Source organism: Xanthomonas sp. NCPPB 1638 (assembly GCF_041475635.2).
In the GTDB taxonomy this organism is placed as follows: Bacteria; Pseudomonadota; Gammaproteobacteria; order Xanthomonadales; family Xanthomonadaceae; genus Xanthomonas; species Xanthomonas cucurbitae.
Genome location: NZ_CM192984.1, coordinates 4,135,495 through 4,161,162 on the forward strand (window position 1 = coordinate 4,135,495; position 25,668 = coordinate 4,161,162).

Annotated in this window: 26 protein-coding genes; 14 read left to right on the forward strand and 12 right to left on the reverse strand. The window is 66.1% G+C overall.

The window, feature by feature from the left end:
* The first annotated feature begins 83 nt into the window (after window positions 1–83).
* Entirely contained in the window at window positions 84–563 is a 480-nt protein-coding gene (locus tag ACCQ13_RS17905) for an Lrp/AsnC ligand binding domain-containing protein (RefSeq protein WP_159407694.1), read from the forward strand.
* A gap of 234 nt (window positions 564–797) precedes the next feature.
* On the opposite strand, the gene ACCQ13_RS17910 is transcribed toward ACCQ13_RS17905, so the two are convergent.
* The gene (locus ACCQ13_RS17910; RefSeq protein ID WP_159407695.1) at window positions 798–1,208 is read right to left on the reverse strand and encodes a hypothetical protein; all 411 of its coding nucleotides are present in this window, start codon (window positions 1,206–1,208) and stop codon (window positions 798–800) included.
* Window positions 1,209–1,597: 389 nt separating this feature from the next.
* On the opposite strand from ACCQ13_RS17910, the gene msrB reads away from it, so the two are divergent.
* From msrB to ACCQ13_RS17935, 5 genes are all read left to right on the forward strand, one after another.
* Window positions 1,598–2,062: a peptide-methionine (R)-S-oxide reductase MsrB gene (gene msrB / locus ACCQ13_RS17915; RefSeq protein WP_159407696.1), complete on the forward strand. Its 465-nt coding sequence runs from the start codon at window positions 1,598–1,600 to the stop codon at window positions 2,060–2,062.
* A 350-nt stretch (window positions 2,063–2,412) separates the two neighbouring features.
* Complete coding sequence (gene motA, locus ACCQ13_RS17920; protein ID WP_159407697.1) at window positions 2,413–3,267, forward strand: flagellar motor stator protein MotA; 855 nt, start codon at window positions 2,413–2,415, stop codon at window positions 3,265–3,267.
* A gap of 10 nt (window positions 3,268–3,277) precedes the next feature.
* Window positions 3,278–4,435: a flagellar motor protein MotB gene (motB, locus tag ACCQ13_RS17925; protein WP_104602848.1), complete on the forward strand. Its 1,158-nt coding sequence runs from the start codon at window positions 3,278–3,280 to the stop codon at window positions 4,433–4,435.
* 147 nt (window positions 4,436–4,582) lie between these two features.
* Complete coding sequence (locus tag ACCQ13_RS17930; RefSeq protein WP_159407698.1) at window positions 4,583–5,131, forward strand: hypothetical protein; 549 nt, start codon at window positions 4,583–4,585, stop codon at window positions 5,129–5,131.
* Between the two features lie 8 nt (window positions 5,132–5,139).
* Entirely contained in the window at window positions 5,140–5,424 is a 285-nt protein-coding gene (locus ACCQ13_RS17935; RefSeq protein WP_104602846.1) for a DUF4031 domain-containing protein, read from the forward strand.
* Between the two features lie 280 nt (window positions 5,425–5,704).
* Here the strand turns inward: ACCQ13_RS17935 and ACCQ13_RS17940 are convergent, their stop codons facing one another.
* Window positions 5,705–6,253: a DUF6630 family protein gene (locus tag ACCQ13_RS17940; RefSeq protein ID WP_104602845.1), complete on the reverse strand. Its 549-nt coding sequence runs from the start codon at window positions 6,251–6,253 to the stop codon at window positions 5,705–5,707.
* 165 nt (window positions 6,254–6,418) lie between these two features.
* Between ACCQ13_RS17940 and ACCQ13_RS17945 the strand changes: the two genes are divergently transcribed.
* A complete protein-coding gene (locus ACCQ13_RS17945) occupies window positions 6,419–6,673 on the forward strand; it encodes a DUF3297 family protein (RefSeq protein ID WP_104602844.1) in 255 nt (84 codons plus the stop codon).
* Window positions 6,674–6,724: 51 nt separating this feature from the next.
* Here the strand turns inward: ACCQ13_RS17945 and ACCQ13_RS17950 are convergent, their stop codons facing one another.
* The 4 genes from ACCQ13_RS17950 to ACCQ13_RS17965 form a co-directional block, all read right to left on the reverse strand.
* Window positions 6,725–7,486 (reverse strand): ABC transporter permease, encoded by a 762-nt coding sequence (locus ACCQ13_RS17950; RefSeq protein WP_104602843.1) that lies wholly within the window; start codon window positions 7,484–7,486, stop codon window positions 6,725–6,727.
* Window positions 7,483–8,427, reverse strand: a complete 945-nt coding sequence (locus ACCQ13_RS17955; RefSeq protein ID WP_104602842.1) for an ABC transporter ATP-binding protein — start codon at window positions 8,425–8,427, stop codon at window positions 7,483–7,485. Before ACCQ13_RS17955 ends, ACCQ13_RS17950 begins: the two co-directional genes overlap by 4 nt.
* Window positions 8,428–8,912: 485 nt before the next feature.
* Window positions 8,913–10,550 (reverse strand): Na+/H+ antiporter, encoded by a 1,638-nt coding sequence (locus ACCQ13_RS17960; protein WP_104602841.1) that lies wholly within the window; start codon window positions 10,548–10,550, stop codon window positions 8,913–8,915.
* Between the two features lie 289 nt (window positions 10,551–10,839).
* On the reverse strand, window positions 10,840–11,547 hold the full coding sequence (locus tag ACCQ13_RS17965) for a hypothetical protein (protein WP_223214369.1): 708 nt from the start codon (window positions 11,545–11,547) through the stop codon (window positions 10,840–10,842).
* A 344-nt stretch (window positions 11,548–11,891) separates the two neighbouring features.
* Here ACCQ13_RS17965 and ACCQ13_RS17970 point away from each other — a divergent pair, with 344 nt between their 5' ends.
* Entirely contained in the window at window positions 11,892–12,449 is a 558-nt protein-coding gene (locus ACCQ13_RS17970; protein WP_167526961.1) for a fasciclin domain-containing protein, read from the forward strand.
* 337 nt (window positions 12,450–12,786) lie between these two features.
* Here the strand turns inward: ACCQ13_RS17970 and ACCQ13_RS17975 are convergent, their stop codons facing one another.
* The 5 genes from ACCQ13_RS17975 to ACCQ13_RS17995 all read right to left on the reverse strand — a co-directional run bounded on the left by ACCQ13_RS17975 (window position 12,787) and on the right by ACCQ13_RS17995 (window position 17,541).
* Window positions 12,787–14,232, reverse strand: a complete 1,446-nt coding sequence (locus ACCQ13_RS17975; protein ID WP_104602840.1) for a UdgX family uracil-DNA binding protein — start codon at window positions 14,230–14,232, stop codon at window positions 12,787–12,789.
* Entirely contained in the window at window positions 14,219–14,506 is a 288-nt protein-coding gene (locus ACCQ13_RS17980) for a hypothetical protein (protein WP_372372315.1), read from the reverse strand. The genes ACCQ13_RS17975 and ACCQ13_RS17980 overlap by 14 nt, the downstream gene beginning before the upstream one ends.
* Before the next feature lie 429 nt (window positions 14,507–14,935).
* On the reverse strand, window positions 14,936–16,180 hold the full coding sequence (locus tag ACCQ13_RS17985) for a putative DNA modification/repair radical SAM protein (RefSeq protein ID WP_104602839.1): 1,245 nt from the start codon (window positions 16,178–16,180) through the stop codon (window positions 14,936–14,938).
* A gap of 114 nt (window positions 16,181–16,294) precedes the next feature.
* Complete coding sequence (locus ACCQ13_RS17990; protein ID WP_104602838.1) at window positions 16,295–17,101, reverse strand: DODA-type extradiol aromatic ring-opening family dioxygenase; 807 nt, start codon at window positions 17,099–17,101, stop codon at window positions 16,295–16,297.
* Window positions 17,102–17,130: 29 nt separating this feature from the next.
* Window positions 17,131–17,541 (reverse strand): DoxX family protein, encoded by a 411-nt coding sequence (locus tag ACCQ13_RS17995; protein WP_104602837.1) that lies wholly within the window; start codon window positions 17,539–17,541, stop codon window positions 17,131–17,133.
* Between the two features lie 107 nt (window positions 17,542–17,648).
* Here ACCQ13_RS17995 and ACCQ13_RS18000 point away from each other — a divergent pair, with 107 nt between their 5' ends.
* The 5 genes from ACCQ13_RS18000 to ACCQ13_RS18020 all read left to right on the forward strand — a co-directional run bounded on the left by ACCQ13_RS18000 (window position 17,649) and on the right by ACCQ13_RS18020 (window position 23,608).
* Entirely contained in the window at window positions 17,649–18,545 is an 897-nt protein-coding gene (locus tag ACCQ13_RS18000) for a LysR family transcriptional regulator (RefSeq protein WP_104602836.1), read from the forward strand.
* A 93-nt stretch (window positions 18,546–18,638) separates the two neighbouring features.
* Window positions 18,639–19,208, forward strand: a complete 570-nt coding sequence (locus tag ACCQ13_RS18005) for a flavodoxin family protein (protein ID WP_104602835.1) — start codon at window positions 18,639–18,641, stop codon at window positions 19,206–19,208.
* A gap of 261 nt (window positions 19,209–19,469) precedes the next feature.
* On the forward strand, window positions 19,470–20,465 hold the full coding sequence (locus ACCQ13_RS18010; protein WP_104602834.1) for an aldo/keto reductase: 996 nt from the start codon (window positions 19,470–19,472) through the stop codon (window positions 20,463–20,465).
* 229 nt (window positions 20,466–20,694) lie between these two features.
* The gene (locus ACCQ13_RS18015; RefSeq protein ID WP_104602833.1) at window positions 20,695–21,390 is read left to right on the forward strand and encodes a glycosyltransferase; all 696 of its coding nucleotides are present in this window, start codon (window positions 20,695–20,697) and stop codon (window positions 21,388–21,390) included.
* Window positions 21,391–21,538: 148 nt separating this feature from the next.
* Window positions 21,539–23,608 carry a M13 family metallopeptidase gene (locus tag ACCQ13_RS18020; RefSeq protein WP_104602909.1) on the forward strand — a complete coding sequence of 690 codons (2,070 nt, stop codon included), beginning with the start codon at window positions 21,539–21,541 and terminating at the stop codon, window positions 23,606–23,608.
* Between the two features lie 157 nt (window positions 23,609–23,765).
* Here ACCQ13_RS18020 and ACCQ13_RS18025 read toward each other — a convergent pair whose 3' ends face one another.
* Window positions 23,766–24,686: an oxygenase MpaB family protein gene (locus ACCQ13_RS18025; RefSeq protein ID WP_159407699.1), complete on the reverse strand. Its 921-nt coding sequence runs from the start codon at window positions 24,684–24,686 to the stop codon at window positions 23,766–23,768.
* A gap of 368 nt (window positions 24,687–25,054) precedes the next feature.
* On the opposite strand from ACCQ13_RS18025, the gene ACCQ13_RS18030 reads away from it, so the two are divergent.
* A complete protein-coding gene (locus ACCQ13_RS18030) occupies window positions 25,055–25,657 on the forward strand; it encodes a hypothetical protein (protein WP_223214370.1) in 603 nt (200 codons plus the stop codon).
* The last annotated feature ends 11 nt before the right edge of the window (window positions 25,658–25,668 follow it).

A 25,668-nucleotide genomic window follows, 5' to 3' on the forward strand; every position in this document is an offset into this window, starting at 1 on the left:
ATTGCGATCCAGGCAGTGCGATTACTGGAATCGACTCGCCATTGCAGTGAAACTTCCTGCCAAACCTTGTGGAGACAAAGCCCATGGCCACCCGCACGCGCGAGCTGGACAAGATCGACCGCAAGATCCTGCGCATCCTGCAGCAGGAGGGGCGGATTTCGTTCACCGAACTCGGCGAGCGGGTGGGGCTGTCGACCACCCCCTGCACCGAGCGCGTGCGCCGGCTGGAGCGCGACGGCGCCATCACCGGCTACTACGCACGGCTGGACCCGCACTACCTCAAGGCCAGCCTGCTGGTGTTCGTGGAGATCAGCCTGGCCTACAAATCCGGCGACATCTTCGAGGAATTCCGCCGCGCCGCGCTGAAGCTGCCCAACGTGCTGGAATGCCATCTGGTCTCCGGCGATTTCGACTACCTGCTCAAGGCGCGCATCAGCGAGATGGCCTCCTACCGCAAGCTGCTCGGCAGCACCTTGCTGACCTTGCCGCATGTGCGCGAATCCAAGAGCTACATCGTGATGGAAGAGGTCAAGGAGACCCTGACGTTGCCCATCGCCGATTGAGCGGCCGTCCGGCCGGCCAGGGCAGGCCCGGAAACGGCGGCCAGGCGACGCGCCAGACCGGCTGCGCCTGGGCATTGCCTCATCCGGCAACCGGCACGCGATGGCCGGGCAGGCCGGCCTGGCGCCGAGCGGAGCGCCCACACGGGCCTGTGCTGCTGCCGGTAGCCACCGCCAGGACGGCCACCTGCGGCGCCCTGCCCACCTGCCGCGGCCGGCGACGCGGGGCGCCCGCCGTCAACGCACGATCCGCAGCCCGTCGCCGGCAGGCACTGCGTCGTAATACCGCCCGGTCCGGGTGTCCAGCACCCGGTTGGGACCGGCCGGTTGCATGCCGGGCAACAGGCGGCCAGTGCGGTCGTAGACCATCGGCGCCATGGCCGGCATCCCCTGGGTGGTGGCAGGCGAGGCCGCCCCCCGGGTCGGAAGGGTCGGCGTGGTCGGGCGTTGCCCCAGTTGCGTCGGAATGGTCGGTGCGGCCGGGCGTTGCCCCAGTTGCGATGGCACCTGCACAGGCTGCGTCGGCGCGGTGACCGGTTGCAGGGGATTGGACGCGCGCGTGGTGGTGGCCGATTGCGCCTGCGCCGCCCCGGCGGCGGCCAGCAGCAGGCAGAACGCATTCGTGCGCATCGAAGACTGGATGGCCATGTCGGCCCCCGGGTGTGTGGGTCGTCCGTATGCAATGGGGGTGGCCGGCCGGCGCCGCAATGCACCGGCCCGGCCGGCGGATGAACGCGTTGGGTAGCACGCGCCGCTGGGTGGATCCTCGCCCACGTCTGCGCGCCCGGGATGAAACATGCCCGCCTGCGCCTTCGCACCGTTCGCGCCTGCCAAAGCGACGGGCGTTTTCGTTGCCGGAGAAGCCCATCCGCAGCACCCGGCGAACGTGATGGCGCGGCCGCGTCCGCATGGTCGCCGGCGATGCTGGACCAGGGCTGCGGCGCCTTGGCGGCTACGGGCGGTTGAACCCTTCCACCAACGCCCACATCACGGGACACAGGCGCCGGCCGTCCGCCGGCCGTAGATGCGAGAGCCTCATGAGCCAGTTCGATCTCACCCCGCCGTCCCCCGCCCAGCGCCAGACCCTGGTTGCCGGACTCAGCGCAGAGGAACGCCGTGTCTTGCTGCAGCACGGCACCGAGGCGCCGTTCTGCGGGGTGTTCCTGGACAACAAGCTCGATGGGGTCTACACCTGTCGCCTGTGCGGGTTGCCGCTGTTCCGCTCCAGCGCCAAGTTCGACTCCGGCACCGGCTGGCCCAGCTTCTTCGCCCCCTACGACAGCGCCCATGTGCGCGAGATCCGCGATACCAGCCACGGCATGATCCGCACCGAAATCGTGTGCGCGCGCTGCGACAGCCATCTGGGCCATGTCTTTCCGGACGGCCCGCCGCCGACCGGCGAGCGCCACTGCCTCAACTCGGTGTCGCTGGGCTTCACCGAGAACGGCCAGCCACTTCCCAATCGGTTGCAGCGCAGCGGCGTCGAGGCCCAGCCAGCCTGACGCCAGGCGCCGCCGTGCACGACAGCGCGGTGGCTGCAATGCCCCGGATCGGGCCATGTCGATCGCGTCGCCAATGCGGCCAGGCCAACGCTGGAAGGCCGCAGTTCGCCCGCCCGGTTGCAAGGGCGGCGCCCGGCACGTGCTTGCCGAGGCCTGGCGCAATCGGTACGGCAGGCCTGTCGGCGTCGCAGCTGCGGGCGCCGGTGCCGGACGACGGCAAGAGCGGCCATCGCCTGCATGAGGCCGCTGCGACACTCGTGCATTGGTTCAGTTGCGCGACACCTGCCGCTTCAAGAATCGGCGGCGCAAGCCGAAACCACTAGTACCCCCCGTCCGTGTCTGGCTGCGCCATGCTCATCATCGTTGGCTTCATCGTCGTCATCGTCAGCGTCCTCGGCGGCTATGTGCTGTCGCATGGAAAGCTGGGCGCGTTGTGGCAACCCTACGAGTTGATGATTATCGGCGGCGCGGCGCTGGGCGCGTTCCTGGTCAGCACCCCGGGCAAGATCGTCAAGGAGACGCTCAGCGGCATCATGGGCGTGTTCAAGGGCCCGCAGTACAGCTCCGACGACTACAAGGCCACCTTGAGCCTGATCTACGAGCTGTTGAACAAGGCCCGCCGCGATGGCTTCATGGCACTGGAAGACCATGTCGAAAGGCCCCAGGACAGCACCATCTTCGGCAACTATCCCAAGGTGGTGGCCGACCATCACCTGCTGGACTTCATCACCGATTGCCTGCGCCTGATGATCGGCAGCAACATCGAGCCGCACGAGCTGGAACCGCTGCTCGAACTGGAACTGGAAAAGCATCACCACGAGGCCCTGGCGCCGGCGCACGCGCTGAGCAAGGTCTCCGACGGCCTGCCCGGCTTCGGCATCGTGGCCGCCGTGCTGGGCATCGTGATTACCATGGGCTCGATCGGCGGGCCGATCGAGGAGATCGGCAAACACGTCGGCGCCGCGCTGGTCGGCACGTTCCTGGGCATCCTGCTGGCGTATGGCTTCGTGTCGCCGCTGTCGGCGGCGATGGAAGCGCGCGCCGAGCAGGACGGGCGCATCTATGAGGCCGTCAAGACCGCGCTGCTGGCCTGCCTGCGCGGCTACAACCCGAAGATCGCGCTGGAGTTCGCCCGCAAGACCCTGCCGTCCAATGTGCGTCCGAGCTTCGGCGATTTCGAAACGCACCTGAAGACGATCAAGTAGGACCGCGGTCATGGCCGAGGGCAAATCCACCGTCATCATCCGACGGGTCAAGAAGGTGCAGGGCGGCGGCCATCACGGCGGCGCCTGGAAGGTGGCCTTCGCCGACTTCGTGACCGCGATGATGGCCTTCTTCCTGGTGTTGTGGCTGATGGCGGCCACCACCAAGGAACAGCGCGCGGCGATCTCCGAATACTTTCGCAACCCCAGCCCACTGACCGGCAAGTCGCCGGCGCCTTCGCCCGGCATGAGCGGGCCCGGCGGCGCCAGCACCTCGATGATCAAGCTCGGCGGCACCGCCGACATGGCCAAGGGACAGAAGGACGAAATGGGCCGCAAGCGCGACAACGCGGCCGACACCGACACGGACAGCCGCGCCAAGGACAAGCGGCGCCTGGAAGCGCTGATGCAGGACCTGAAGGAAGCCATCGACAAGAGCCAGGCACTGGAGCCGTTCAAGGACCAGCTGCTGCTGGATCTCACGCCCGATGGCCTGCGCATCCAGATCGTGGACAAGCAGAACCGCCCGATGTTCGACATCGGCCGCGACCAGCTCAAGCCGTATACGGTGGCGATCCTGCATGAGCTGTCCAGCTTCATCAACCAGGTGCCCAACCACATCAGCATCACCGGGCATACCGACATCACCGCCTACAGCAGCGACGCCGGCTACACCAACTGGGAACTCAGCGCCGATCGCGCCAATGCCGCACGCCGCGCGCTGGTGGGTGGCGGCATGGAAGATGCCAAGGTGACCCGCGTGGTGGGGCTGTCTTCGTCGGTGCTGTTCGACCAGACCGACCCGCAGAACCCGGTGAACCGCCGCATCAGCATCGTGGTGATGACCCAGGACGCCCAGCGGGCCGCGCTGGCCGGCGCCGGCCAGGGCGTGGCGCTGGGCAAGCCGACCCCGGATGCGGACACGCAGGTGCCAGACCTGAGCGGCGCGCCGGCCACCGGCACCGCCACCGTCGAAAAGCCGACCGCAGGCGCGGTGCCGACCGCCACCGCAGCAACACCGGCAGCGACTGCCGCCGCCACCCCGCGCACTGCCGCACCACGGGTGTCCTCCAGCGCCCAGGTGGCCTCTGCCGCCGCACTCGCCAGGGCAGCCGAAGCGGCCGTGGCCGCGCCGCAGGTGGCGGTGGACACCTCACCGTCCGCGCAATGAGCCGCCGCCCCGGCCGCTGACACAGGCGGCGCCCGCCGCCGGAACGGGGAGATTTCTCCGTTCTGTGTCCGTGCCGCCACGCGGCGCGCAACGCATCGTGTGGTGCACGCTCTAGAATGACCGACCATTCCCAGCGTCGAGAACACCGTGTCCCGCAATTCCAAGGCCAAGCGCGACAAGCGCAAGAAGCAGCAGCCCAAGCGCCCCTTCGTCCGGCTGGGCCAGGCGCCCCAGATCACCAACCATGCCGTGTTGCAGGATGCCGACGGCCGCGTCGTGGCCGCCATCGGCCTGCAGGACGACAGCGAGTGGATGCTGTCCATCGGCGGCCAGACCATGGGCAGCGCCGACAACCCGGTGCCCATGCTGGCCATGCTCAAGCACCTGGCCAACCTGCAGGAAGCCGAGGGCAAGACCATCACGCTGGAGTATTCGTTCCAGCTGCAGCAGATGATCGACGACCTGGCCGCCGAGGAAGGCCAGACCGCGGAGGAATACCTGACTCAGCTGGTGGAAGAGTTCCAGAACGCCGATGCCGATGAGGAAGACACGAACGACGCGGACGACGAGGACGAAGACGCAGCTGGCGACGAAGCGGGCAGCGCAGACGACGCGACCGTCGACAGCGCAACCGACGAAGCGGCCGACGCCGACAGCGCCGACAAGCATCCCAACACCGCCAACAAGCAGGCCTGACCCGGCCGATGGCCGTCTACATCGACGATGCAGTGCAGCTATGGCGCGACCAGCGCTGGGCGCATCTGCTAGGCGACACGCTGGACGAGTTGCATGCCATGGCGGCGCGGCTGGGCATTCCTCGCCGCGCCTTCCAGAACAAGCTCAGCGGCGCGCACTACGACGTGCCCGCCCCGCTGCGCGCCGAGGCGATCGCCCTGGGCGCCATCCCCATTTCCCGCCACACCGACCGCGCACGGCTCAAGGCATTGATCGCCAATGCACGGGCGCAGGCGCGGGGTGAGCTGCCGTGAATCGGGAATCGGGAATGGGGAATCGTAAGAGCGGGGGCGTCGTGGGCTGCGGTGTCCTTGAAAAAGCCCGGTACGGAGTGCTTTTACGCAAGAACGTCATGGCGTAGCGGCACCTTTCGTTTCACGTTCCGTCGTTCAACACCCATGCGATGCAGCTGCGGCAAAAACCCTGCACCAGTTGCGGTGACGGCGCATTGCACACAAAAAACCACCCCCATACCCCAAATCACTCGGGAACCGCTCTTGCGATTCCCGATTCCCCATTCCCGATTCCCGTCACTCAGAACGCCTCATTGCCCAGGCGCACTTCCACACCCAGCAACGAGGTCAGTGCCAGCATGGCGTCGTCGTCGCGGCTGAGGGCCATCCAGCCGGCGTAGGCATCGCCGCCGGTGTTCCAGTTCCACAGCGAGTAGCCGTGCTCGCGCAGGCGGTCGAAGGCCACCGCCATCAGGTCGGGCACGTCGAGCTTGCCGGCGAAGTCTTCGTCGTCCAGGTCGCCGCCCCAGTCGATGCGCAGGTTCCAGCGCGCGCTGAGCTCGTCGATGGCGGCGATGAACGAATCGGTGTCCTTCCAGTCGACATAGAAGCCCGAGCGCCAGTCGATCACGTCCTTCAGCGTCCACAACCAGGCGTCATCGCCGTCGTCGGCTGCACCGGCCTGTGCCTCGCGCCAGGCGTCGAACTGAGCCAGGGCGGTGTCTTCGTCACCCGGGTTGATCAGCACCAGCAGGTTCCAGACCCGCGCCGGATGATCGTCCACATCGTCTTCGTCGCCTTCGGGCTGCAGGCCTTCGTCGTCTTCGTAATCGGCACTGTTGTCGGGCATGGCGGTCTCGCTCCAGGATTGCAGGTGCGAAGTGTGAGGCCTGACGCCGCGCAAGCAAACCAGGCTCCCGCCTGCATCGCCCACGGCGGGGCTGGTCTTCCCGGCGCAGGCCCGTATCCTGTGCGGCCGAAGACCGCCATCCCGGTCGGTCATGACGCCTTTCCCATGAGCGATACTCCTCCCGATCACCTGGCCATCGATGCACGCAGCCCGTTCCACGATGCCGATGCCCTCAACCGTGGCGTCGGCGTGCGCTTCAACGGTGTCGAACGCGACAACGTGGAGGAATACTCGGTCAGCGAAGGCTGGATCAAGGTGCAGGTCGGCAAGGCCCGCGACCGTCGCGGCAACCCGATGACGACCAAGGTCAAGGGCGAGGTGGTGGCGTATTACCTGGACACCAAACCGGCCACCGAGTGAACCGCGCATGGCGGTTCCGGCGGTTCCGGCGCTGCCTGAGCCGCAATCGCCTCAAGCCTTGAGCCGATAGCCGCTGCGGAAGATCGCCGCCACCACGCCCAGGCATACCACCAGGAACAGCAAGGTCATGCCGGTGCTCACCGCGATGTGCACGTCGGCCTTGCCATAAAAACTCCAGCGGAATCCGCTGATGAGATAGACCACCGGGTTGAACAAGGTGACCTTCTGCCATAGCGGCGGCAGCATGCTGATCGAATAGAAGCTGCCGCCCAGGAAGGTCAGCGGCGTCACCACCATCAGCGGAATCACCTGCAGTTTCTCGAAGCCATCGGCCCAGATGCCGATGATGAAACCGAACAGGCTGAAGGTCAGCGCGGTGAGCACCAGAAAGCCTAGCATCCACACCGGATGGGCGATCTCGTAGGGCACGAACAGCCGCGCGGTGAGCAGGATCAACAGCCCCAGCATCACCGACTTGGTGGCCGCCGCACCCACGTAGCCGATCACGATCTCCCACCACGCCACCGGCGCGGACAGCACCTCGTAGATCGTGCCGGCCCAGCGCGGCATGTAGATGCCGAACGAGGCATTGGAGATGCTCTCGTTGAGCAGCGACAGCATCACCAGGCCGGGGATGATGAAGGCGCCGTAGCTGATGCCGTCGATATCACCCATGCGCGAGCCGATCGCCGCACCGAACACCACGAAGTACAACGAGGTCGACAACACCGGCGAGGCGATCGACTGGGTGAGCGTGCGGAAGGCGCGCGCCATTTCGAACCGGTAGATCGCGGCAATCGCGTGCAGATTCATGCGCGCACCTCCGCGTTGCGTGCGCCATGCACCAGATTGACGAAAATCTCTTCCAGCGAACTTTCGCTGGAATGCAGGTCCTTGAAGTCGATTCCGTGCTCGTTGAGCCGGCGCAGCACCACGCCGATGCCGGTCTGCTCGGCCTGCGTATCGAAGGTGTAGATCAGGCTGTTGCCATCGGCCGACAGTTCCAACGGCAGGTCCGCCAGCGTGGCCGGCACTGCCTGCAGCGGCGATTGCAGGCTCAGCGTCAGCTGCTTGTTGCCGAGCTTGCGCATCAAGGTGTGCTTGTCTTCCACCAGCACCAGCTCGCCGCGGTTGATGACACCGACACGGTCGGCCATGTCTTCGGCCTCTTCGATGTAATGGGTGGTCAGGATGATGGTGGTGCCCTGTTCGCGCAGCCGGCGCACCATCTGCCACATGTCGTGGCGCAGCTCCACGTCCACCCCGGCGGTGGGCTCGTCCAGGAACAGGATGCGCGGCTCGTGCGCCAGCGCCTTGGCGATCAGCACGCGCCGCTTCATGCCGCCGGAAAGCGTGGAAATCTTGTTGTGGCGTTTGTCCCACAGCGACAGCTCGCGCAGGATGGTTTCCAGGTACTGCGGGCTGGCCGGCTTGCCAAACAGCCCGCGGCTGAAACGCACCGTGGCCCACACCGTTTCGAACGCATCGGTGGCCAGTTCCTGCGGCACCAGCCCGATGCTGGCGCGCGCGGCGCGGTAGTCGCGCACGATGTCATGGCCATCGGCCAGGACGGTGCCGGTGCTGGGGTTGACCAGCCCGCAGACGATGCTGATCAAGGTGGTCTTGCCGGCACCGTTGGGACCAAGCAGCGCGAAGATCTCCCCGCGCTGGATCTGCAGATCCACCTGCTTGAGCGCCTGGAAGCCGCCGGCGTAGGTCTTGCTCACTCCCTGGATGGAAACGATGGGTGTCATGGGCTCTGCACGGCAACGATGAGCGCCACAGGGTAGGCGGCGCGCCGTGACGATGGGAGGGGGTCTGGTGGGATAGTGTCTCCCGACCCAGGATTTACTGGGTGCCTGCTGCCCACCGGACAACACCCGCCGCTGCGCGCCGCGTCCGCTCAGCGGCTGCGATGCCCACGCGCGATGTCGTAGGAGCGCACCGGGGCGCGACGAAGCTGTCCAGAGAACGCCGCTCGCGCCCAGGTGCGCTCCTACAGCGGCCGTGATCATTTCGCCGGGTGCCTGCTGCCTACCGGACAACACCCGCCATTGCGCAGCGCGTCCGCTCAGCGGCTGCGATACCCAAATCCTCCTATCGCCCGCGATGTCGTAGGAGCGCACCAGGGCGCGAGAGGCGTTACCGGTGCGTCGCGTCGCGCGCCCAGGTGCGCTCCTACAAGACACGGCGCCACTGCTCCGGCTCTTCCGATTCCCCATTCCCCATTCCCGCGCGCTCACGCGCGCTTGCGCGACTCGATCAGGTCCAGGTTGCGCACCAGCCGCCGCGACAGGTCGTCGGAAATCTCGCGCCGCCGGGCCAGCTTGAACAACTCGTTGCGCTCGGCCACCAAGGCGGTGTGGCGGAACTGGCGCAGGGCCTGCTCGTAGGCGCCAGCTTCTTCCGGATCGGTCTCGGCCATGTCCACCGCGCCCAGCTTGCGCTGATAGCGCTGGCTGACCTGGTTGGCGGCAGCGTTGTAGCGCTCGGCATGCGCGCTGTCTTCCACCAGCCGCTGGCGCAGCTTTTCCACCGCGTCCAGCGCCGCCTGCGAGGCTGCCTTGATGGCCAGGTCTTCCTTCTGCTGCTCGTCTTCTTCTTCCGGCAACTCCAGCCCGCGCAACAGCTGCGGCAAGGCGACGCTGGCCACCAGCAGCGACACCAGGATCACCGAGGCCGCCAGGAAGATCGCCAGCTGGCGGGCGGGAAAGGGCGTGCCGTCCTGCAGCACCAGCGGCAGGGTCAGCACGCCGGCCAGGGTGATCGCCCCGCGCACGCCGGCCAGCGACACCGCCACCACGATCCGCCATGGCGGGCTCACATGCTGCTCGCCGCGTCGCTGCGCCTTGAAGATGTTCCAGCGCAGCGACAGGAATACCCACACGAACCGCAACGCCATCAGGCTGGTGCTGATGGTTGCCACATACACGGCCAGCCACCACGGATTGAGGTGCCCGGCCTCCTGCACGCTGCGCACTGCGCCATCCAGGATACCCGGCAGCTGTTCGCCCAACAGCACGAAGATGATGCCGTTGAAGGTGAACTGCACCGTGTCCCACACCGCCGAACGCTGTAGGCGCATATTGCCCGGCGCATTGCCGGCCATTTCCACGTAGCTCATGGTGATGCCGGCGGCCACGGCGGCCAGGATGCCGGAGGCATGGAAGGCTTCGGCCAGCAGGTACGCCGCAAACGGGTTGAGCAGATTGACCAGGATCGCCGAACCGGGCTCTTCGCCGAAATGCCGCCAGATCCAGGCCTGGATGCGGCTCAACCCGAAGGTGGTGGCAACGCCCAATCCCAACCCGGCCAAGGCCACCCACAGGAAGGTCAGCGAGGCGGTGGCCACCGAGAACGTGCCGGTGAGCACGGCGGCCACTGCGAACTGGAAGCACACCAGGCCGGAGGCGTCGTTGAGCAGCGACTCGCCTTCCAGGATATGCATCAGGCGCTTGGGAATCGGCACCTTGGAGGCGATCGAAGAGACTGCCACCGGATCGGTGGGCGACACGATCGCCGCCAGCGCGAATGCCACCGCCAACGGCATCGCCGGGATCAGCCAGTGAATCAGGAAGCCGGCACCAATGACGGTGAAGACGACCAGCCCCAGCGCCAGCTCCAGGATCGCCGCCTTGTCGCGAAACAGGCCTTGCTTGGGGATGCGCCAGCCATCGAGAAACAGCAGCGGCGGCAGGAACAGCAGGAAGAACAGTTCCGGTTCCAGCTCGTGCCCGGCATCGAACACACCCGAGACCACCGCGCCAAGCGCGATCTGGACCAACGGCAATGGCAGCGAGAACGGCAGGATACGGATCAGGTAACCGCTGGCCGCGACCGCCAGCAACATGGCGAGGACGACATCGATCGAATGCATGCAAAGCCCGGAAGATAAAGATGGCGCGCGCCGCATCGGCCTGGGCGACAGCGGACAGCGCACCCACGGGACCATACCGGTTTGCAACCGGTGATGAAACCACCGGTGCCGCACGCGCCGCACCTGGCGTTGCTTGTGCATTTGGAAGCGCAGGCGTCATCGGCATGCCGACGTTGGCATCGCATGCTGTGCTTTCAACCACCCACGACTGCCGCAGCCCGGCAGGGTCATGCGGCGGTGTGCTGACTGGATGGATCGCCTGGCCGGACTGCTGCGCCCGGCTGCGCGATCAGCTGTGCCGAGCGGGCCTGTGTCCGGTCTTCTTCGCAGGCAGCGCGGCCTGCACCGGGACCACGAAGGTGGCCTCATGCAGGACCCGCTTGGAATCGTAATGGCTCACTGTGACCTTGACCGTCTTGACCTGCTTGGCAAAGGCGAACGGCCACTGCGCCTTGGTCATTTCCTGGCCGACCTTGCGGCCATCGACATCCTGCACCAGCGCGATATCCACCGGATAGCTGCCTGAACCAACGTTCTGCGAATCGTGCGCATCGACCATGCCGAGGTGGGCTTTTGAGAACGCCAGCGTCGACGGCCCACCATCCTTGAAGTTGGCGCTGTCGTCGAAGCCCAGATTCTTGTAGCTGTATGTCAACACCACCACCTGTGTGGGAATCCAGGCGCCGCCACCGTCATCGCGAATCCTGACCTTGGCAACGCGCACCGAATCGACGCTGAACTCCCACTCGCCCGGAACACGCCATTGCTGGTGGGGCCGATAGTTCACAGCGGCAGGCGCCTGCACAGCAGCTGTTGGCCCCGGCGCTACAGCCGCAGCCTGCGTGACACCGGACAGCATCAAGCACCCGGTAGCCAGGCAGGCGGTGAGAACTGGCGCGATAGCGCGCGGTGTAATCGACGTCATTGCGTGCAGCCCTTGTTCGATGTGATTCGTCGCGCAGTGGCACTGCGCCGTTGGATGTTGCCGATTGGCCACACACGCGAGCCATCCATGCGAGTTTGCACCCTACGAGATGGCGATCCATGTGTGGTGTACGACATTACGTTCGGCTTGCTGACTGCAGCTTGATGGAAGCGAAGATTGGTACGACTTTTGGAGTCCTTCAGCTGTGTCAGCTGCACGGCGACCGCGCGCATCGGCACGCGCTGCACCGCACCTGTCTCGCCGTCTCATCAGGTGCAATAGGCGTACGTCGTAGCGAGCCCAAGCGATCACTTCATTATGTAAAAACCACGTGATGCATCCGGACGGCATCTGCCGGCGTATCAGGATCTACGGTCGCCACCCAGGCGCCCGCCTACCCAAAGGATCGCTGCCTCATGAAGACCTCGTTGAAGTCGCTTGCCATTGCCACCGCCATTGCCCTCACCACCGCAACGGCGCCGGTCTATGCCGCCTCCAACCCGATGGTGGGTGGTGCGCCGATGCTGGTCACCAAGGACATTGTCGATAACGCGGCCAACTCCAAGGATCACACCACCCTGGTCGCCGCAGTCAAGGCCGCAGGCCTGGTCGAAACCCTGAAAGGCCCGGGCCCGTTCACCGTGTTTGCACCCACCAACGCGGCCTTCGCCGCATTGCCGGCCGGCACCGTGGACACCCTGTTGAAGCCCGAATCCAAGCCCACCCTGACCAAGGTGCTGACCTACCACGTCGTACCGGGCAAGGTGGATGCAGCGTCGCTGATCGCAAAGATCAAGGCCGGCGGCGGCAGTGCCAAGCTCACCACCGTGCAGGGCGAATCGCTCACCGCCAAACTCAACGGCAAGAAGGTCACCCTGACCGATGCCAAGGGCAACACCGCCAACGTCACCATTGCCGACGTCGTGCAGAGCAATGGCGTGATCCACGTGATCGACAAGGTCCTGATGCCGTAAGCGCTGCGCTCGCCCGGTCAGCGCGACCGGGCGGGCGTGCAGTCCAGCAGACGGGTAACGTGTCATGCAGGGGCGCCCCGGCCCGCGCGATGCGTCATTGGGATGCCTTACCGCATGCCTGGACGCCCCTGCACCTCGGCGACAACTGCGCTGCGCGTTGGCCGACCTTGCCTTGCGCAAGAGCCAGCCGCCGGTGTCGTCAGCATCACCGCGACGCCGCGTACCGCAACGCGTGACAGGCCGCTGGCTCCTTTGGTGTCAATGGAACTGCGACACCACGCGCATGCGCCTGCACGCGCTTTTCTGGTTTTTTCGGCAGGACCTTCCTGCTGGTGTCCTACGCGCCGTTGGCGCCATGCGGTGGCACTGCGTCGGGTGCCGCAAGCAGTTGGCGCAGATCCTCCACGAAGCGCCGATATCCCTCCTCCCGCGCCGACTCCGATTCCTGCCGCAGCACCCAGGATGGATGCACCGTGGTCAGCACCGGTGTGCCGTCGTCCAGGCGTAGCCACTGCCCGCGCTGCTGCATCAGCCGGAACGTGCTGCCCAGTACCGCCTGTGCTGCGGTGGCGCCCAGGCAGACGATCTGCGCGGGACGCAATTGCGCGCGCTCGGCCTGCAACCAGCCGCTGCACGCCTGCACATGCGTGCGCTCGGGGTTGCGATGCAGGCGGCGCTTGCCGCGTTGCTCGAAGCGGAAGTGCTTGACCGCATTGGTGAGGTAGAACGTTCCGCGATCCACGCCCAACTCGCCCAAGGCCATGTTGAACAGGCGCCCGGCAGGCCCGACGAAGGGACGCCCGCTCAGATCCTCTTCATCGCCGGGCTGCTCGCCGATCACCATCACCGCTGCATTCTCCGGCCCTTCGCCGAACACGGTCTGGGTGGCCGGCTGCCACAACGCGCAGCGCCGGCAATCGCGCGCGGCCGTGCGCAACTGCGCGATGCTCTGCGCCGGCTCGGCGGCAGCGGGGATGGGAGCCACCGGCACCCGCCGCCGTACCGGCTCGGGCGCACGCTCGGCCATTTCGCGCACGCGCACGCCGGCCTCGCGGATCAGCTCCGGCAACAAGGCTGCTTCGGGCAGGTTCTTCCAGTATTTCTGCGGCATTTCCTGCCGCATCATGGTGGGATTGAGCCGCGCCGGATTGAAGATGTGCGCATAGTAGGTGCGCCACAGGGTTTCCTGCGCATCGTCGGCCGGCACCTGCGTGCGCACCGCCCCCTCGCCGAACGCCAGGGCCTGACCATCCCAGCGTACGCTGCGATACGGGGTCAGGATCGCCCAGCGCATGCCAGCAAAGCGCCGCGCAAAGAACGGGGCAACGCGGTCCACGATGTGATGTTCCGGCTCGAACCAGGCCACGAAGTCTTCGTCTTCGCCAGGCAGCCGGCGAAAGCGCACGAACGCCTTCATCTTGTGCGTATCACGCTGCACCGCCTTCTGCCATTGCCGCAAGCGATGCACGTCCACATCGGTGGCGCGCTCCAGCAGCGCCTTCTCGCCCGAGGCAATCCGCCACAACAACCGGTACAACACCGCGTGCCGCTGCGGATCGCGATGGCACAGCACCGATGCGGCCAGCTGCATGAACTCCGCCGACACCCGTGGCGGTGCGGCCAGCACCGGCAATTCCAACATCCCCTGCCCCATCAGCAACCCACCCTGCGCCCCGCCATTCCACGCCACATGGTCCGGCTCCACCTGCGCACACCACCCCGCCCGCGCCAACGCACGCCACGCCTCGAAACTCCACGCAGGTTCCACCTCAGCGCTGAACATCGCTCACACCACACTCCATAAAGACAAACGCCATCAAGTCCTGTTGCTGGTGCCGTTGCTGGTGCCGTTGCTGTTGCCGTTGCTGTTGCCGTTGCTGTTGCCGTTGCTGTTGCCGTTGCTGTTGCTGTTGCCGTTGCTGTTGCCGTTGCTGTTGCCGTTGCCGTTGCCGTTGCCGTTGCTGTTGCTGTTGCTGTTGCCGTTGCTGTTGCCGTTGCTGTTGCCGTTGCTGTTGCTCTTGATCTCGATCTCGATCTTGATCTTGATCTTGCTTCACCCTGTCGCCTTAAAGCGAGCCGAGCACCGCAGTCATGCGTGGCCGAAGAGGCGCCCTTGTTTGAGCGAAGCGAGTTTGGGCGCCGTGCCGCGCATGGCGAGGAGCGCAGGGGACCGGTGCGGCTGTATCGCACCGGATCGCGTCGGCGACAACGGTTTTGGTGACTTTTGCCAAGACAAAAGTCACTCGCGCCGCAGGCGCGAAAGCCTTGCACTTGCACTTGCTGTGCCTTGCACTTGCTGTGCCTTGCACTTGCTGTGCCTTGCACTTGCTGTGCCTTGCACTTGCTGTGCCTTGCACTTGCTGTGCCTTGCACTTGCTGTGCCTTGCACTTGCTGCGCCCTACACTTGTTGCGCTCCGCTCCGCACCCACCCCCTTCAACCGCAGCAACCATCACCCGCACATCGCACACGCATCCCGCCCACACCTCAATCAAACAACCCCGCCTGCCGAGGCGCCGGCGCCAACTGCGCCCGTAGCCGCACCGGATCATCCAGGCGCTGCCGCGGATGATGATCCAGCACACTCACGAACGGCAGCAGCTTCTTCATCGGCACCCGCAACCGCGCCAGATCGCCCACGCGCAGGCGTGCATGCCGGCGCGACAACAGCAGCCGCTCCACATTGCGCGTCCCCAGGCCCGGCACCCGCAGCAGCATCTCGCGCGGCGCCTGGTTCAGATCCACCGGAAAGCGCTCGGGATTGCGCAACGCCCAGGCCAGCTTCGGGTCCACGTCCAGATCCAGCATGCCGCTGGACTGCGCCGGCGCGATCTCTTCCACGCTGAATTCATAGAACCGCAGCAACCAGTCGGCCTGGTACAGCCGATGCTCGCGCTGCAGGGGCGGCGCCTGCAGCGGCAGCTTGGAGGATGCATCCGGAATCGGGCTGAAGGCCGAGTAATACACCCGACGCATGCGGTAGTTGCCGTAGAGATTGTGGCTGGTGTCCAGGATGCTGCGGTCGTTGGCATCGTCGGCGCCAACAATCATCTGCGTGCTTTGCCCGGCCGGCGCAAACCGCGGCGGCTTGGCGCGACGCACGGTTTCGGCCTTGCGCTCGAGCTGGTTTTCCTCGATGCGCCAGCGCAGCTCACCCATGGCCGAACGGATGCCGCCCACGCTTTTTTCCGGCGCCAGTTGCGTCAGGCCCTGCTCGGTGGGCAGTTCAACGTTGATGCTCAGGCGGTCCGCATAGCGGCCGGCCGCAGCCAGCAGGTCCGGCGCGGCATCGGGAATGGTCTTGAGATGGATATAGCCGGCGAAGTGATGCTCTTCGCGCAACTGCCGCGCCACTTCCACCAGCTGCTCCATGGTGTAGTCGGAGTTGCGGATGATGCCGCTGGACAGGAACAGGCCTTCGATGTAATTGCGCTTGTAGAAATCCAGCGTCAGCGTGACCACTTCTTCCGGCGTGAAGCGCGCGCGGCGCACGTTGCTGGACACGCGGTTGACGCAATAGGCGCAATCGAACACGCAGAAGTTGGTCAGCAGGATCTTCAACAGCGACACGCAGCGGCCATCGGGCGTGTACGAGTGGCAGATACCCATGCCCTCGGTACTGCCGATACCGCCGGTACCCAGCGAATTGCGCGTGTTGGCGCCACTGGACGCGCAGGACGCGTCATATTTGGCAGCGTCGGCGAGGACGGCGAGCTTGTCGAGGATTTTCACGCGAGCAGCATGTGGCCATGGCGTCTCAGCCTATGAGACTGCGACGCAGCCAATCGTGAATGCTTCAGCGCGTGCCGGTGCAGCCGCTGTCACGGCCACACCGGCTGCGCCCGCTCACGCAGCAAGTGCGGTGTTGCCGTCGAAGCGGTAGAGGTCCATGGCCAGAAAACCGTGGTCGATACCGGCATCGATGCGCTGCGCGCCTAGCTGTTCGCTCCCGGCGGCACCCATCGCCACATACAGCGGCAGCAGGTGTTCGTCGCTGGGATGCGCGCGCGCAGCAAACGGTGCCTGGCGACGGTAGTCGAGCAAGGCCGGGACGTCGTCGTCCAGCAGCTTGCGCTCGGTCCATTCGATGAAGGGCCGCACGTACGGCGCTTCGCGCTCGGCGTGATAGCCGTGATGGAAGTCGTGCAGGTTGTGGGTGATGCTGCCGGAGCCGATCACCAATACCCCTTCCTCGCGCAACGGTGCCAGTGCACGCCCCAACGCGAACTGATGGGCCGGGCCGAGTTCTGGCTGGATCGACACCGACACCACTGGAATCTCCGCCGCCGGATACAGCAGCCGCAACGGCACCCACACGCCATGATCGAAGCCGCGCTGCGGGTCCAACTGCGGATGCAGCCCGGCCTGCTCCAGCCGCCGCACCATCTGCTGCGCCAGTGCAGGCTCGCCGGGCGCCGGATAGCTCAGCGCATACAGCGGTGCAGGGAAGCCGCCAAAGTCATGCAGGGTGTCTGGCCGGGCCGCGCCGCTGACCAGCGGGCGACGCCCCAGCCAGTGCGCACTGGCCACGACGATGGCGCGCGGCTGCGGCAACAGCTGACGCAGTTCCTCCAGCCTTAGCCCCAGCTGCCCTGGCTGCAGTGCCGTCATCGGCGATCCATGCGAGATGTACAGCGATGGCATGCGAAGCATGAGTGTCTCCTCGATAAGACCAGCAGGGTTCAGCGCGCCGGCTTCAGCGCAAACGCGCCATCGCCCAGCAAGGACTGCACGATCAGCAACACCGACCACAGCGCCGGGTATTCCCAGCCGCCGCCCGGGTTGGAGAAACCGAACCCGTTGGCGCCATGCACGCTGACGATGGTGCCCAGCAGCAGCGGCACACCCAGCAGCGCCGCCCAGCGCGCCCGGATTCCCAACAGCAACGACACCCCCAGGCCCAGTTCCAGCACCATGCTGACGTAGGCCACTGCCGCGGGCAGGCCCAGCGAGTGGAAATAGGCCACGGTGCCGGCTGGCGTGAACACCAGCAGCTTGGTCAGGCCGTGGACCAGGAACAGCACACCCAGGCTGATGCGCAACAGCGCCGCGCCGTAGGCGGCAGTGCCTGGGAGGACAGGTTTGATGGACATGACAGACACTTCGTTGAGGACAGCCACAGCGTATTAGCGACGAATTTTCTGATAAATACGCAATTTTCGGATAATTTATTGCATCCAAAGCAAAAATATGGAAAGTCATGGACACCCTGGATGCGATGCGCGTGTTTACCGCCGTGGCCGAGCGCAGCGGCTTCAGTGCCGCCGCTGCCGCGCTGGACCGCTCCACCGCCAGTGTCACCCGGCAGATCGCCGCGCTGGAACAACGCCTGGGCACGCGCCTGCTCAACCGCACCACGCGCCGGGTCAGCCTGACCAGCGCCGGCACCGCCTACTACCAGCGCTGCCTGCAGTTGCTGGCCGACCTGGACGACCTGGAAGCCACCATCGGTGCGCAGGCGCTGGAGCCGTCCGGGGTGCTGCGGGTCAATGCGCCGGTGAGCTACGGGATCGAGCGCCTGGGCGCGTTGCTGCCCGGCTTTCGCACCCGTCACCCGCAGGTGGAACTGGACCTGTCGCTGTCCGATCGTCTGGTCGACATGGTCGAAGAAGGCTTCGATGTCGCCATCCGCATCACCCGCCAGCCGGCGCCGATGCTGATCGCGCGGCAACTGGGCAAGGTCAGGCTGCTGGCCTGCGCGGCGCCGGCCTATCTGGAACGCGCCGGCACCCCAAAGCACCCCGCAGACCTGGCCGGCCACGAATGCCTGCTTTATCACTACTCGCCCACCGGCGACGTCGTGCGCTTTCACGGGCCGGACGGCGATATCGAGGTGCGCGTGCACGGTGGGCTGCGCGCCAACAATGGCCATGTGCTCAACGCCGCGGCGCTGGCCGGCCAGGGCATCGTGATGCAACCGGATTTCCTGGCCGACGCGCACCTGGCCAGCGGCCGCCTGGTGCGCATCCTTCCCGAGTACGAGCTCGGCGATATCGGCATCTTCGCCGTGTACGCCAGTCGCAACCACCTGGCACCGAAGGTCCGCAGCTTCATCGATTACCTGGTCGAGCACCTGGCCGACCCGGCGCCCGGCTGAACGGCCCGGACAACGGGTCGTCCCGCCTGCGGTCATTCTCCTGTCGCGGCGGGTGTGCCCACAATCCGGTTCCCCCCATCTGCAGGAGTGTCCATGAGCAAGATCGCCATCGTGTATTTCAGCGGTTATGGCCATACCGCCAAGCAGGCCGAAGCCGTGCATGCAGGCGCCGCCAGCGTGGGCGAGGCCACGCTCTACCGGATCGACCAGGATGGCAACCTGCCCGACGGCGCCTGGGAAGCCATCGGTGCCGCCGATGCCATCATCTACGGCAGCCCTACCTACATGGGCGGTGCGGCATGGCAGTTCAAGAAGTTTGCCGACGACAGTTCCAAACCGTGGTTTGCGCAGGCATGGAAGGACAAGGTTGCCGCCGGCTTTACCAACTCCGCCTCGGCCAACGGCGACAAGTACGCCACCATCCAGTACCTGTGGACCCTGTCCCAGCAACACGGGCAGGTCTGGGTCGGCACCGGCCTGCCGCCGTCCAACACCAAGGCGCACGGGCCGCAGGACGTGAACTGGACCGGCGGCTGGGGCGGCGCACTGGCCATTTCGCCATCGGATGCCTCGCCAGAGGAGGCGCCGCGTGCGGGCGATCTGGAAACTGCCCGGTTGTTCGGCAAGCGCGTTGCCGAATTCGCCAACAAGCTCAGCGGCTGAGCCAACACACCTGCGCGCGCAGGCGTGTCTGACGCAGGCGCGCGCGGTGGCTGCTCACGTTCGCGTTGCCCGCGTGGGCCGGCGCCCTGGCCCACGCGGGTGGTCGATGCGTTTACGGCGGCGAGCCTGTCTGCAGACAACACGCGATGCACTCCTTCACCGTCACCTCGCGACGCGTTTATGCCGTCGCGATCGAACCACAGCACGCTAACGCACCCCACACCACCCTGCCCGCCTGCCCTGCCGCACGGAGCCTTCCGCATGCAAACTCGTACCCTTGGCCGTTCCGGCCCCACCGTTTCCGCACTTGGCCTGGGTTGCATGGGCATGAGCGCGTTCTATGGCGATCGCAGCGATGAAGCGGCGTCGATCGCGGTCATCCATCGCGCGCTCGACCAGGGTGTCAGCCTGCTCGATACCGCCGACATGTACGGCCCACACACGAACGAGGTACTGGTCGGCAAGGCGATCGCCACGCGCCGGCACGAGGTCTTCCTGGCCACCAAGTTCGGCATCAAGCTCGATCCGGACAACCCGCAAGCGCGCGGCATCGATGGTAGACCGGCCTACGTGCAATCGGCCTGCGAAGCCAGCCTGCGTCGCCTGGGCGTAGAGCACATCGACCTGTATTACCAGCATCGCGTCGACCCTAACGTGCCGATCGAAGACACCGTGGGGGCGATGTCGCGCCTGGTCGAACAGGGCAAGGTGCGCTTCCTCGGCTTGTCCGAGGCGGCGGACACCACCATTCGCCGTGCGCATGCGGTGCATCCCATCACCGCCGTGCAGACCGAATATTCGCTGTGGTCACGCGAGCCGGAACACAACGGTGTGTTCGCCACCGTGCGCGAACTGGGCATCGGCTTCGTGCCGTACTCGCCGCTGGGGCGCGGTTTTCTCACCGGTGCGTTCTCTTCACCCGACGACTTCGATGCCGACGATTACCGCCGCCATTCGCCGCGTTTCCAGGGCGAGAACTTCACCCGTAATCTGCAGCTGGTGGAGCAGGTCAAGACGATCGCCGCCGACAAGGGCATCACGCCCGGGCAACTGGCCCTGGCCTGGGTGCTGGCACAGGGTCAGGACCTGATACCGATCCCTGGCACCAAGCGCCTGGCCTATCTGGAAGAGAACCTCGCCGCGCTCGACGTGGCGTTGATGCCCGACGAACTGGCGCGCATCGATGCGATCTTTCCGCCACAGGCCGCTTCCGGCACCCGCTACCCGGAAGCGGCCATGGGCACGGTGCATCGCTGACGATCGCCGCCTGGCCGCCACGACGAGGCGGCCAGGCATTCGGGGCCAGGCAGTGTTTTCCAGGCACGGACACACCAGGCCTTGCAACCGGTCTGCTGATGGCGGCCGTTGCGCTGTCTATCTGGATCTCGCCTGCACCGCGCAGTGGATCAGCACGCTGGCCACTTACTCACGCTAACGCATCGCCGCCGTCCGCACACTTGCCTTCTCCTTTCCACCGGCCGCACCCATGCTGTCCTTCGTGATCCCCGCCCACGACGAAGCCGCGCTGATCGGCGAAACGCTACACGGCCTGCATGCCTGCGCGCAGGCAATGCAGTTGGACTACGAAGTGATCGTGGTGGCCGACGCCTGCGAGGACGACACGGCCGCCATCGCCCGCGCCAACGCTGCTCAGGTGCTGGAAGTGCAGCTGCGGCATATCGCCGCCACCCGCAACGCCGGCGCGCAGGCCGCACAAGGCGAGCGCCTGCTGTTTCTGGATGCCGACACCCAGGTCAACGCGCAGGTGGTCGGTGCAGCACTGCAGGCGCTGGATGCCGGCGCAGTGGGCGGCGGCGCGCAGGTCCACCTGCATGGCAAGCGCGTCTGGCTCGAACGCACTGCGCAGGCCATCTTCGGCTGGCTGTTCCGCATTGCCGGCATCGCGCCGGGGTGCTTTCTGTTCTGCACCCGCGTGGCCTTCGTCAGTGCAGGCGGCTTCGATGTGCGCTACTACGCCGGCGAAGACGTGGCCCTGAGTCGCGCGCTGGCGCGCTGCGGACGCTTCGTGATCTTACGCCAGACCGTGCATACCTCCGACCGCAAGTTGCGCAGTTTTTCCAAGCGGGAACACCTCGGGTTGCTGCTGCGCTTTCTCTGGCGCGGGCGAGGCATGCTGCAAACGCGCGATGCGCTGGGCTTCTGGTATCAGCGGCGGCGCTGAACCGGGCGTGTCCATGGCGGGCGGTCACGCATCGGTGCCTGCCCTCGAATCGGGACGTAGCACCGCAAGCCACCTACACTGCCGCTCTTGTTCCGGTTTCGAGCTTCACCGCATGGCCTCCTTGCATCGCCCTGTCCTGATCGCTGCCATGGCTGCCGCGGTACTGACCACTGCAGCGTGCCAACGCGAAGGCGCCGCGCCTGCCGGCGATAGGCATGCCACCCCGCCGTCCACCGCACCCAAGCTTGGCCAGTTCGGTTTCGATACCGCAGGCATGGACCGCAGCGTGGCTGCTGGCGAGGACTTCTTTGGCTATGCCAATGGCGGCTGGGTCAAGCGCACGCAGATTCCCGACGACCGCTCCAGTTTCAACAGCTTCGTCAGCATCGCCATCGACACCGAACGCCACAGCCGCGACATCATTGAAGGCGCCGCCGCCAACGACCGCGTCACCGGTGAAGACAAGCAGATCGGTGATTACTACGCCGCCTACATGGACGAGGCCAGCATCGAGGCCAAGGGCGTGCATCCGGTCCAACCGGAACTGGATGCGATTGCGCAACTGGACGACAAACAGGCGCTGGCGCGCACCTTGGGCGGGCAGTTGCGCGCCGACGTGGACCTGCTCAACGCGACCAATTTCCATACCGACCGCCTGTTCGGCCTGTGGGTCTCGCAGGACCTGCACCACCCCGGCCGCTACGCGCCGTATCTGGTGCAAGGCGGCCTGGGCATGCCCGAGCGCAGCTTCTACCTGGACGGCGGGCGCATGGCGCAGCTGCGCGAGGCCTACCGCGCGCATATCGTCACACTGCTGGAGCTGGCCGGCATCGACGACGCACCGGCCAGAGCAGAGCGTATCCTGGCGCTTGAAACGGCGATGGCGCGCGTGCATGCCAGCCCCGAGCAGACCAATCACGTCCAGGCCGGCGCAAACGCCTGGAAACAAGCTGATTTTGCCCACAATGCGCCGGGCCTGGATTGGAGCGTGTTCTTCGATGCCGCCGGCCTGAGGGCGCAGCAGGATTTCATCGTCTGGCAGCCACAGGCGATCAGCGGGCTGTCGGCGCTGGTGCACTCCGAACCGCTGCAGACCTGGAAGGACTATCTGCGTTTTCGTGCGCTTGATCGTGCATCGCCGTATCTATCCAAGGCGTTTGCCGATGCGCACTTCGCGTTCTACGGCAGCACCCTGGAAGGTACGCCGCAGCAGCGCCAGCGCTGGAAGCGCGGGATCGACGCCACCAACGCTGCACTGGGCGAAGCGGTGGGCAAGCGCTATGTGCAAAAGTACGTCAGCGCGCAGACCAAGGCGCGCGCCGAAGAGATGGTCAAGAACCTGATCGCCGCCTTCGGCAAGCGCATCGATGCGCTGGAGTGGATGACGCCGCAGACCAAGCAGCACGCCAAGGCCAAGATCGCCGGATTGACGGTGGCGGTGGGCTACCCGGACAGCTGGCGCGACTACAGTGCGCTGGATGCGCGGCGCGACGATGCGCTGGGCAACGTGGAACGCGCCGGCCTGTTCGAGTACCGCCGCCATCTTGCCAAGCTCGGCAAGGCCGTCGATCACCGCGAGTGGTACATGCTGCCGCAGGAAGTCAACGCACTGAACGTGCCGCTGGAAAATCGCCTGATCTTTCCCGCCGCGATCCTGCAACCGCCGTTCTTCGACCCGGCCGCCGACGATGCCGTGAACTACGGCGCCATCGGCGCGGTGATCGGCCACGAGATCAGCCACAGCTTCGACAACATGGGTGCCCTGTTCGACGAGCATGGCGAACTCCACAACTGGTGGACACCGCAGGATCTAAGCAAGTTCGAAACCGCCGGCAACGCACTGGCCGCGCAGTTTGGCGCCTATAAACCGTTCGACGATCTATCGGTGAACGGCAAGCTGACCCTGGGCGAAAACATCGCCGATGTCGCCGGCCTGGCCACCGCGTACGATGCCTATCAGCTATCGCTGCAGGGCAAGCAGCCGCGGACCATCGACGGCTTCAGCCCGGATCAGCGTTTTTTCCTTGGCTTCGCGCAGGCCTGGCGCGGCAAGTACCGCGACGCGGCGCTGCGCAACGCCGTGCTCACCGACGTCCATGCGCCTGGGCGCTTCCGCGCACAGACGGTGCGCAATGTAGACGCGTGGTATCCGGCGTTCGACGTGAAACCGGAGCAGCCGCTGTATCTGGCACCCGAGCAGCGGGTCAGGATCTGGTAGGTGATGCCGCCGCTGCGTGACCAGCTCCCTCTGCCACCGCGAGGGGGCTTGGGGGAAGGAGCGTCACTGCAGCGACGCCAGCAAGCGGAAAGCCCCCCTTGTTTCGCGCCGGTCACGCAGATGCAGCAGGGCCCGATGCAGGCCCACCCGGCCCTGCTTACGCAGGCCACTCCAGCAACAGTGTCTGCGGCAATTGCATGCGGCGGCAGGCGCGCGCGGACAGGCCATCGCGCAGCGCGGTGCGGAACAACGGCGACAACGCGCGCAGCAGGCGTGCCGATGCGCGTGCCTGTGCACGCTGCGCAGTGGTACGGCCAAGCATGTCGCGGGCCCAGTCCGGCAGCAGCGCGGTGCCGGCACCGAGAAACACGCCGCGCGACAACCCGGCCGCCGGCACCGGCAACTGGATACTGGTCAGGATGTCGAGTACCTCGCGGGAGCGAGCATCCATGCGGAGTTCGCCGCGCACCGAGGCGAAATACGCCTCCACCTGCGCCTGGCTGGCGGGCACATCGCCGGCGCCCAGCGCCTCGGCCACGCGGCGTGCTTCGTCGTAGTAGCGGTCGGCGATGGCCGCCGGCACGTCGCGGCAATAGCGGCGGCACCCCTGCAGGAAGCCGTAGGCTTCGGTGACGTGCACCCAGGTCAGCAGCGCAGGATCGTTGGCGTCGTAGGGCAGGCCGTCGGCGGTATGGCCGCGGATCTGCGCGTGGATGCGCCGCACGCGCGCGATGAGCTGCTCGGCCTCTGCCTGCGGTGCGTAGGTGGTACCGGCCACGAAGTTGGTGGTGCGCCGCAGCCGCCCGATCAGGTCGGTGCGGAAGTTGGAATGATCGTACACACCGGCCAGCGCGCGCGGATGCAGCAACTGCAGCATCAAGGCGCACAGCCCGCCCGACAACATGCCCGGAAACTCCGAGTGCACGCGCCAGGTGACACTGTCGGGCCCGAAGATGCCGGGGTCGCCGAGCGGCTGATCGTATTCGATGCTGCTCTGCCCACGCGGAAACGCGCCCAGCACCCAGCGGCGGATCTGTTCGGCGGCGGGTGCGCTGAGGGCGCGTAGAACAGAAGACATGTAGCGATGATACCGGCCCGCCTGCCGTCGCAGGCCAGGGATGTGCGTGTCCCGCCGCTGGGCCACCGTCGCAACGCGGCGCCTGGCGCCATATCCCGGTGTGCAGTGCAACAAGATTTCCCGCATACAAGATCCCCGGTTTCGTTCGATCGCCGCAAAACCGCCTGAATTCAGCGTTTTGTGCGCCACTGCGCAGGATCTGGCGGCCATCGGTTCGCCCCAGGCATTGCCATGCGCAGCGAAAGTGCTAGAACTAGGGCTGTCCGATCTCCGCCCCGTATTGCACGGCGGCGCGTCGGTCGCTCCAGGGCACCAGCCACCACCGGTGCAGCAAGCCGCTCGTACCAGCCACCCGTCAGGAGCCTGTCATGATCGCTTTGTTCCAGGGTTTAGGCCTGCTATTGCAGGACAACGCACTCCATCGGCGCTCCTTCGACGAGCAGGTCGCCTTCTGGCGCGACAAGACCGATGAGCAGCTCGACGAAGAGCTCACTCTGCTCAAGGTGGCCAAGAAGCAGTGGGTGATCGCCTCGATCATCGGCTGGCAGGCGATCTCGCTGGTCCTGCTCGGTGTCATTACCCATCAGCTATGGCAGAACGACTACCACCTCACCTTCAGCAGGGTGGTGATTATCTTCACCTCGTGGGCGTCGATCCTGTTCATCATGTGGTACATCGCCGACCTGTTCGACCACAGCGCCGGCTTCGAGCGCTGGCTGCGCGCCTTCAATAGCCGCGCACGCGTGGCACCGGACGCCGACTCGGTGGAGTGCGTCGCCGACGCGCTGGACATGACCCGTCGCTACCCCGAAGTGCTGCACTACAAGCAGGAAGTGACCTCCAAGCGCGAACTGCGCCACGAGGACATCGTCAACATGCGCGAAATGGGCCGGCTGCGCCGCTACACCGAGCTGCTGCGCGACCTCGACCGCTTCGACGGCGCACCGCGGCTGGTGGCCAACGCCGGCTAGCCGTCATACCG

Bases quoted from the DNA above. Each gene is read 5' to 3' on its own strand.
- ACCQ13_RS17995 (WP_104602837.1), bottom strand. From the start codon at position 17,541: ATGTCCATCAAACCTGTCCTCCCAGGCACTGCCGCCTACGGCGCGGCG.
- ACCQ13_RS17970 (WP_167526961.1), top strand. From the start codon at position 11,892: ATGAAGACCTCGTTGAAGTCGCTTGCCATTGCCACCGCCATTGCCCTC.
- ACCQ13_RS18030 (WP_223214370.1), top strand. From the start codon at position 25,055: ATGATCGCTTTGTTCCAGGGTTTAGGCCTGCTATTGCAGGACAACGCA.
- motB (WP_104602848.1), top strand. From the start codon at position 3,278: ATGGCCGAGGGCAAATCCACCGTCATCATCCGACGGGTCAAGAAGGTG.
- ACCQ13_RS17960 (WP_104602841.1), bottom strand. From the start codon at position 10,550: ATGCATTCGATCGATGTCGTCCTCGCCATGTTGCTGGCGGTCGCGGCC.
- ACCQ13_RS18000 (WP_104602836.1), top strand. From the start codon at position 17,649: ATGGACACCCTGGATGCGATGCGCGTGTTTACCGCCGTGGCCGAGCGC.
- ACCQ13_RS17990 (WP_104602838.1), bottom strand. From the start codon at position 17,101: ATGCTTCGCATGCCATCGCTGTACATCTCGCATGGATCGCCGATGACG.
- ACCQ13_RS18005 (WP_104602835.1), top strand. From the start codon at position 18,639: ATGAGCAAGATCGCCATCGTGTATTTCAGCGGTTATGGCCATACCGCC.
- ACCQ13_RS17940 (WP_104602845.1), bottom strand. From the start codon at position 6,253: ATGCCCGACAACAGTGCCGATTACGAAGACGACGAAGGCCTGCAGCCC.
- ACCQ13_RS18025 (WP_159407699.1), bottom strand. From the start codon at position 24,686: ATGTCTTCTGTTCTACGCGCCCTCAGCGCACCCGCCGCCGAACAGATC.
- ACCQ13_RS18020 (WP_104602909.1), top strand. From the start codon at position 21,539: ATGGCTGCCGCGGTACTGACCACTGCAGCGTGCCAACGCGAAGGCGCC.
- ACCQ13_RS17955 (WP_104602842.1), bottom strand. From the start codon at position 8,427: ATGACACCCATCGTTTCCATCCAGGGAGTGAGCAAGACCTACGCCGGC.
- ACCQ13_RS17935 (WP_104602846.1), top strand. From the start codon at position 5,140: ATGGCCGTCTACATCGACGATGCAGTGCAGCTATGGCGCGACCAGCGC.
- ACCQ13_RS17945 (WP_104602844.1), top strand. From the start codon at position 6,419: ATGAGCGATACTCCTCCCGATCACCTGGCCATCGATGCACGCAGCCCG.
- ACCQ13_RS17905 (WP_159407694.1), top strand. From the start codon at position 84: ATGGCCACCCGCACGCGCGAGCTGGACAAGATCGACCGCAAGATCCTG.
- ACCQ13_RS17910 (WP_159407695.1), bottom strand. From the start codon at position 1,208: ATGGCCATCCAGTCTTCGATGCGCACGAATGCGTTCTGCCTGCTGCTG.
- ACCQ13_RS18010 (WP_104602834.1), top strand. From the start codon at position 19,470: ATGCAAACTCGTACCCTTGGCCGTTCCGGCCCCACCGTTTCCGCACTT.
- ACCQ13_RS17975 (WP_104602840.1), bottom strand. From the start codon at position 14,232: ATGTTCAGCGCTGAGGTGGAACCTGCGTGGAGTTTCGAGGCGTGGCGT.
- ACCQ13_RS18015 (WP_104602833.1), top strand. From the start codon at position 20,695: ATGCTGTCCTTCGTGATCCCCGCCCACGACGAAGCCGCGCTGATCGGC.
- ACCQ13_RS17950 (WP_104602843.1), bottom strand. From the start codon at position 7,486: ATGAATCTGCACGCGATTGCCGCGATCTACCGGTTCGAAATGGCGCGC.
- motA (WP_159407697.1), top strand. From the start codon at position 2,413: ATGCTCATCATCGTTGGCTTCATCGTCGTCATCGTCAGCGTCCTCGGC.
- msrB (WP_159407696.1), top strand. From the start codon at position 1,598: ATGAGCCAGTTCGATCTCACCCCGCCGTCCCCCGCCCAGCGCCAGACC.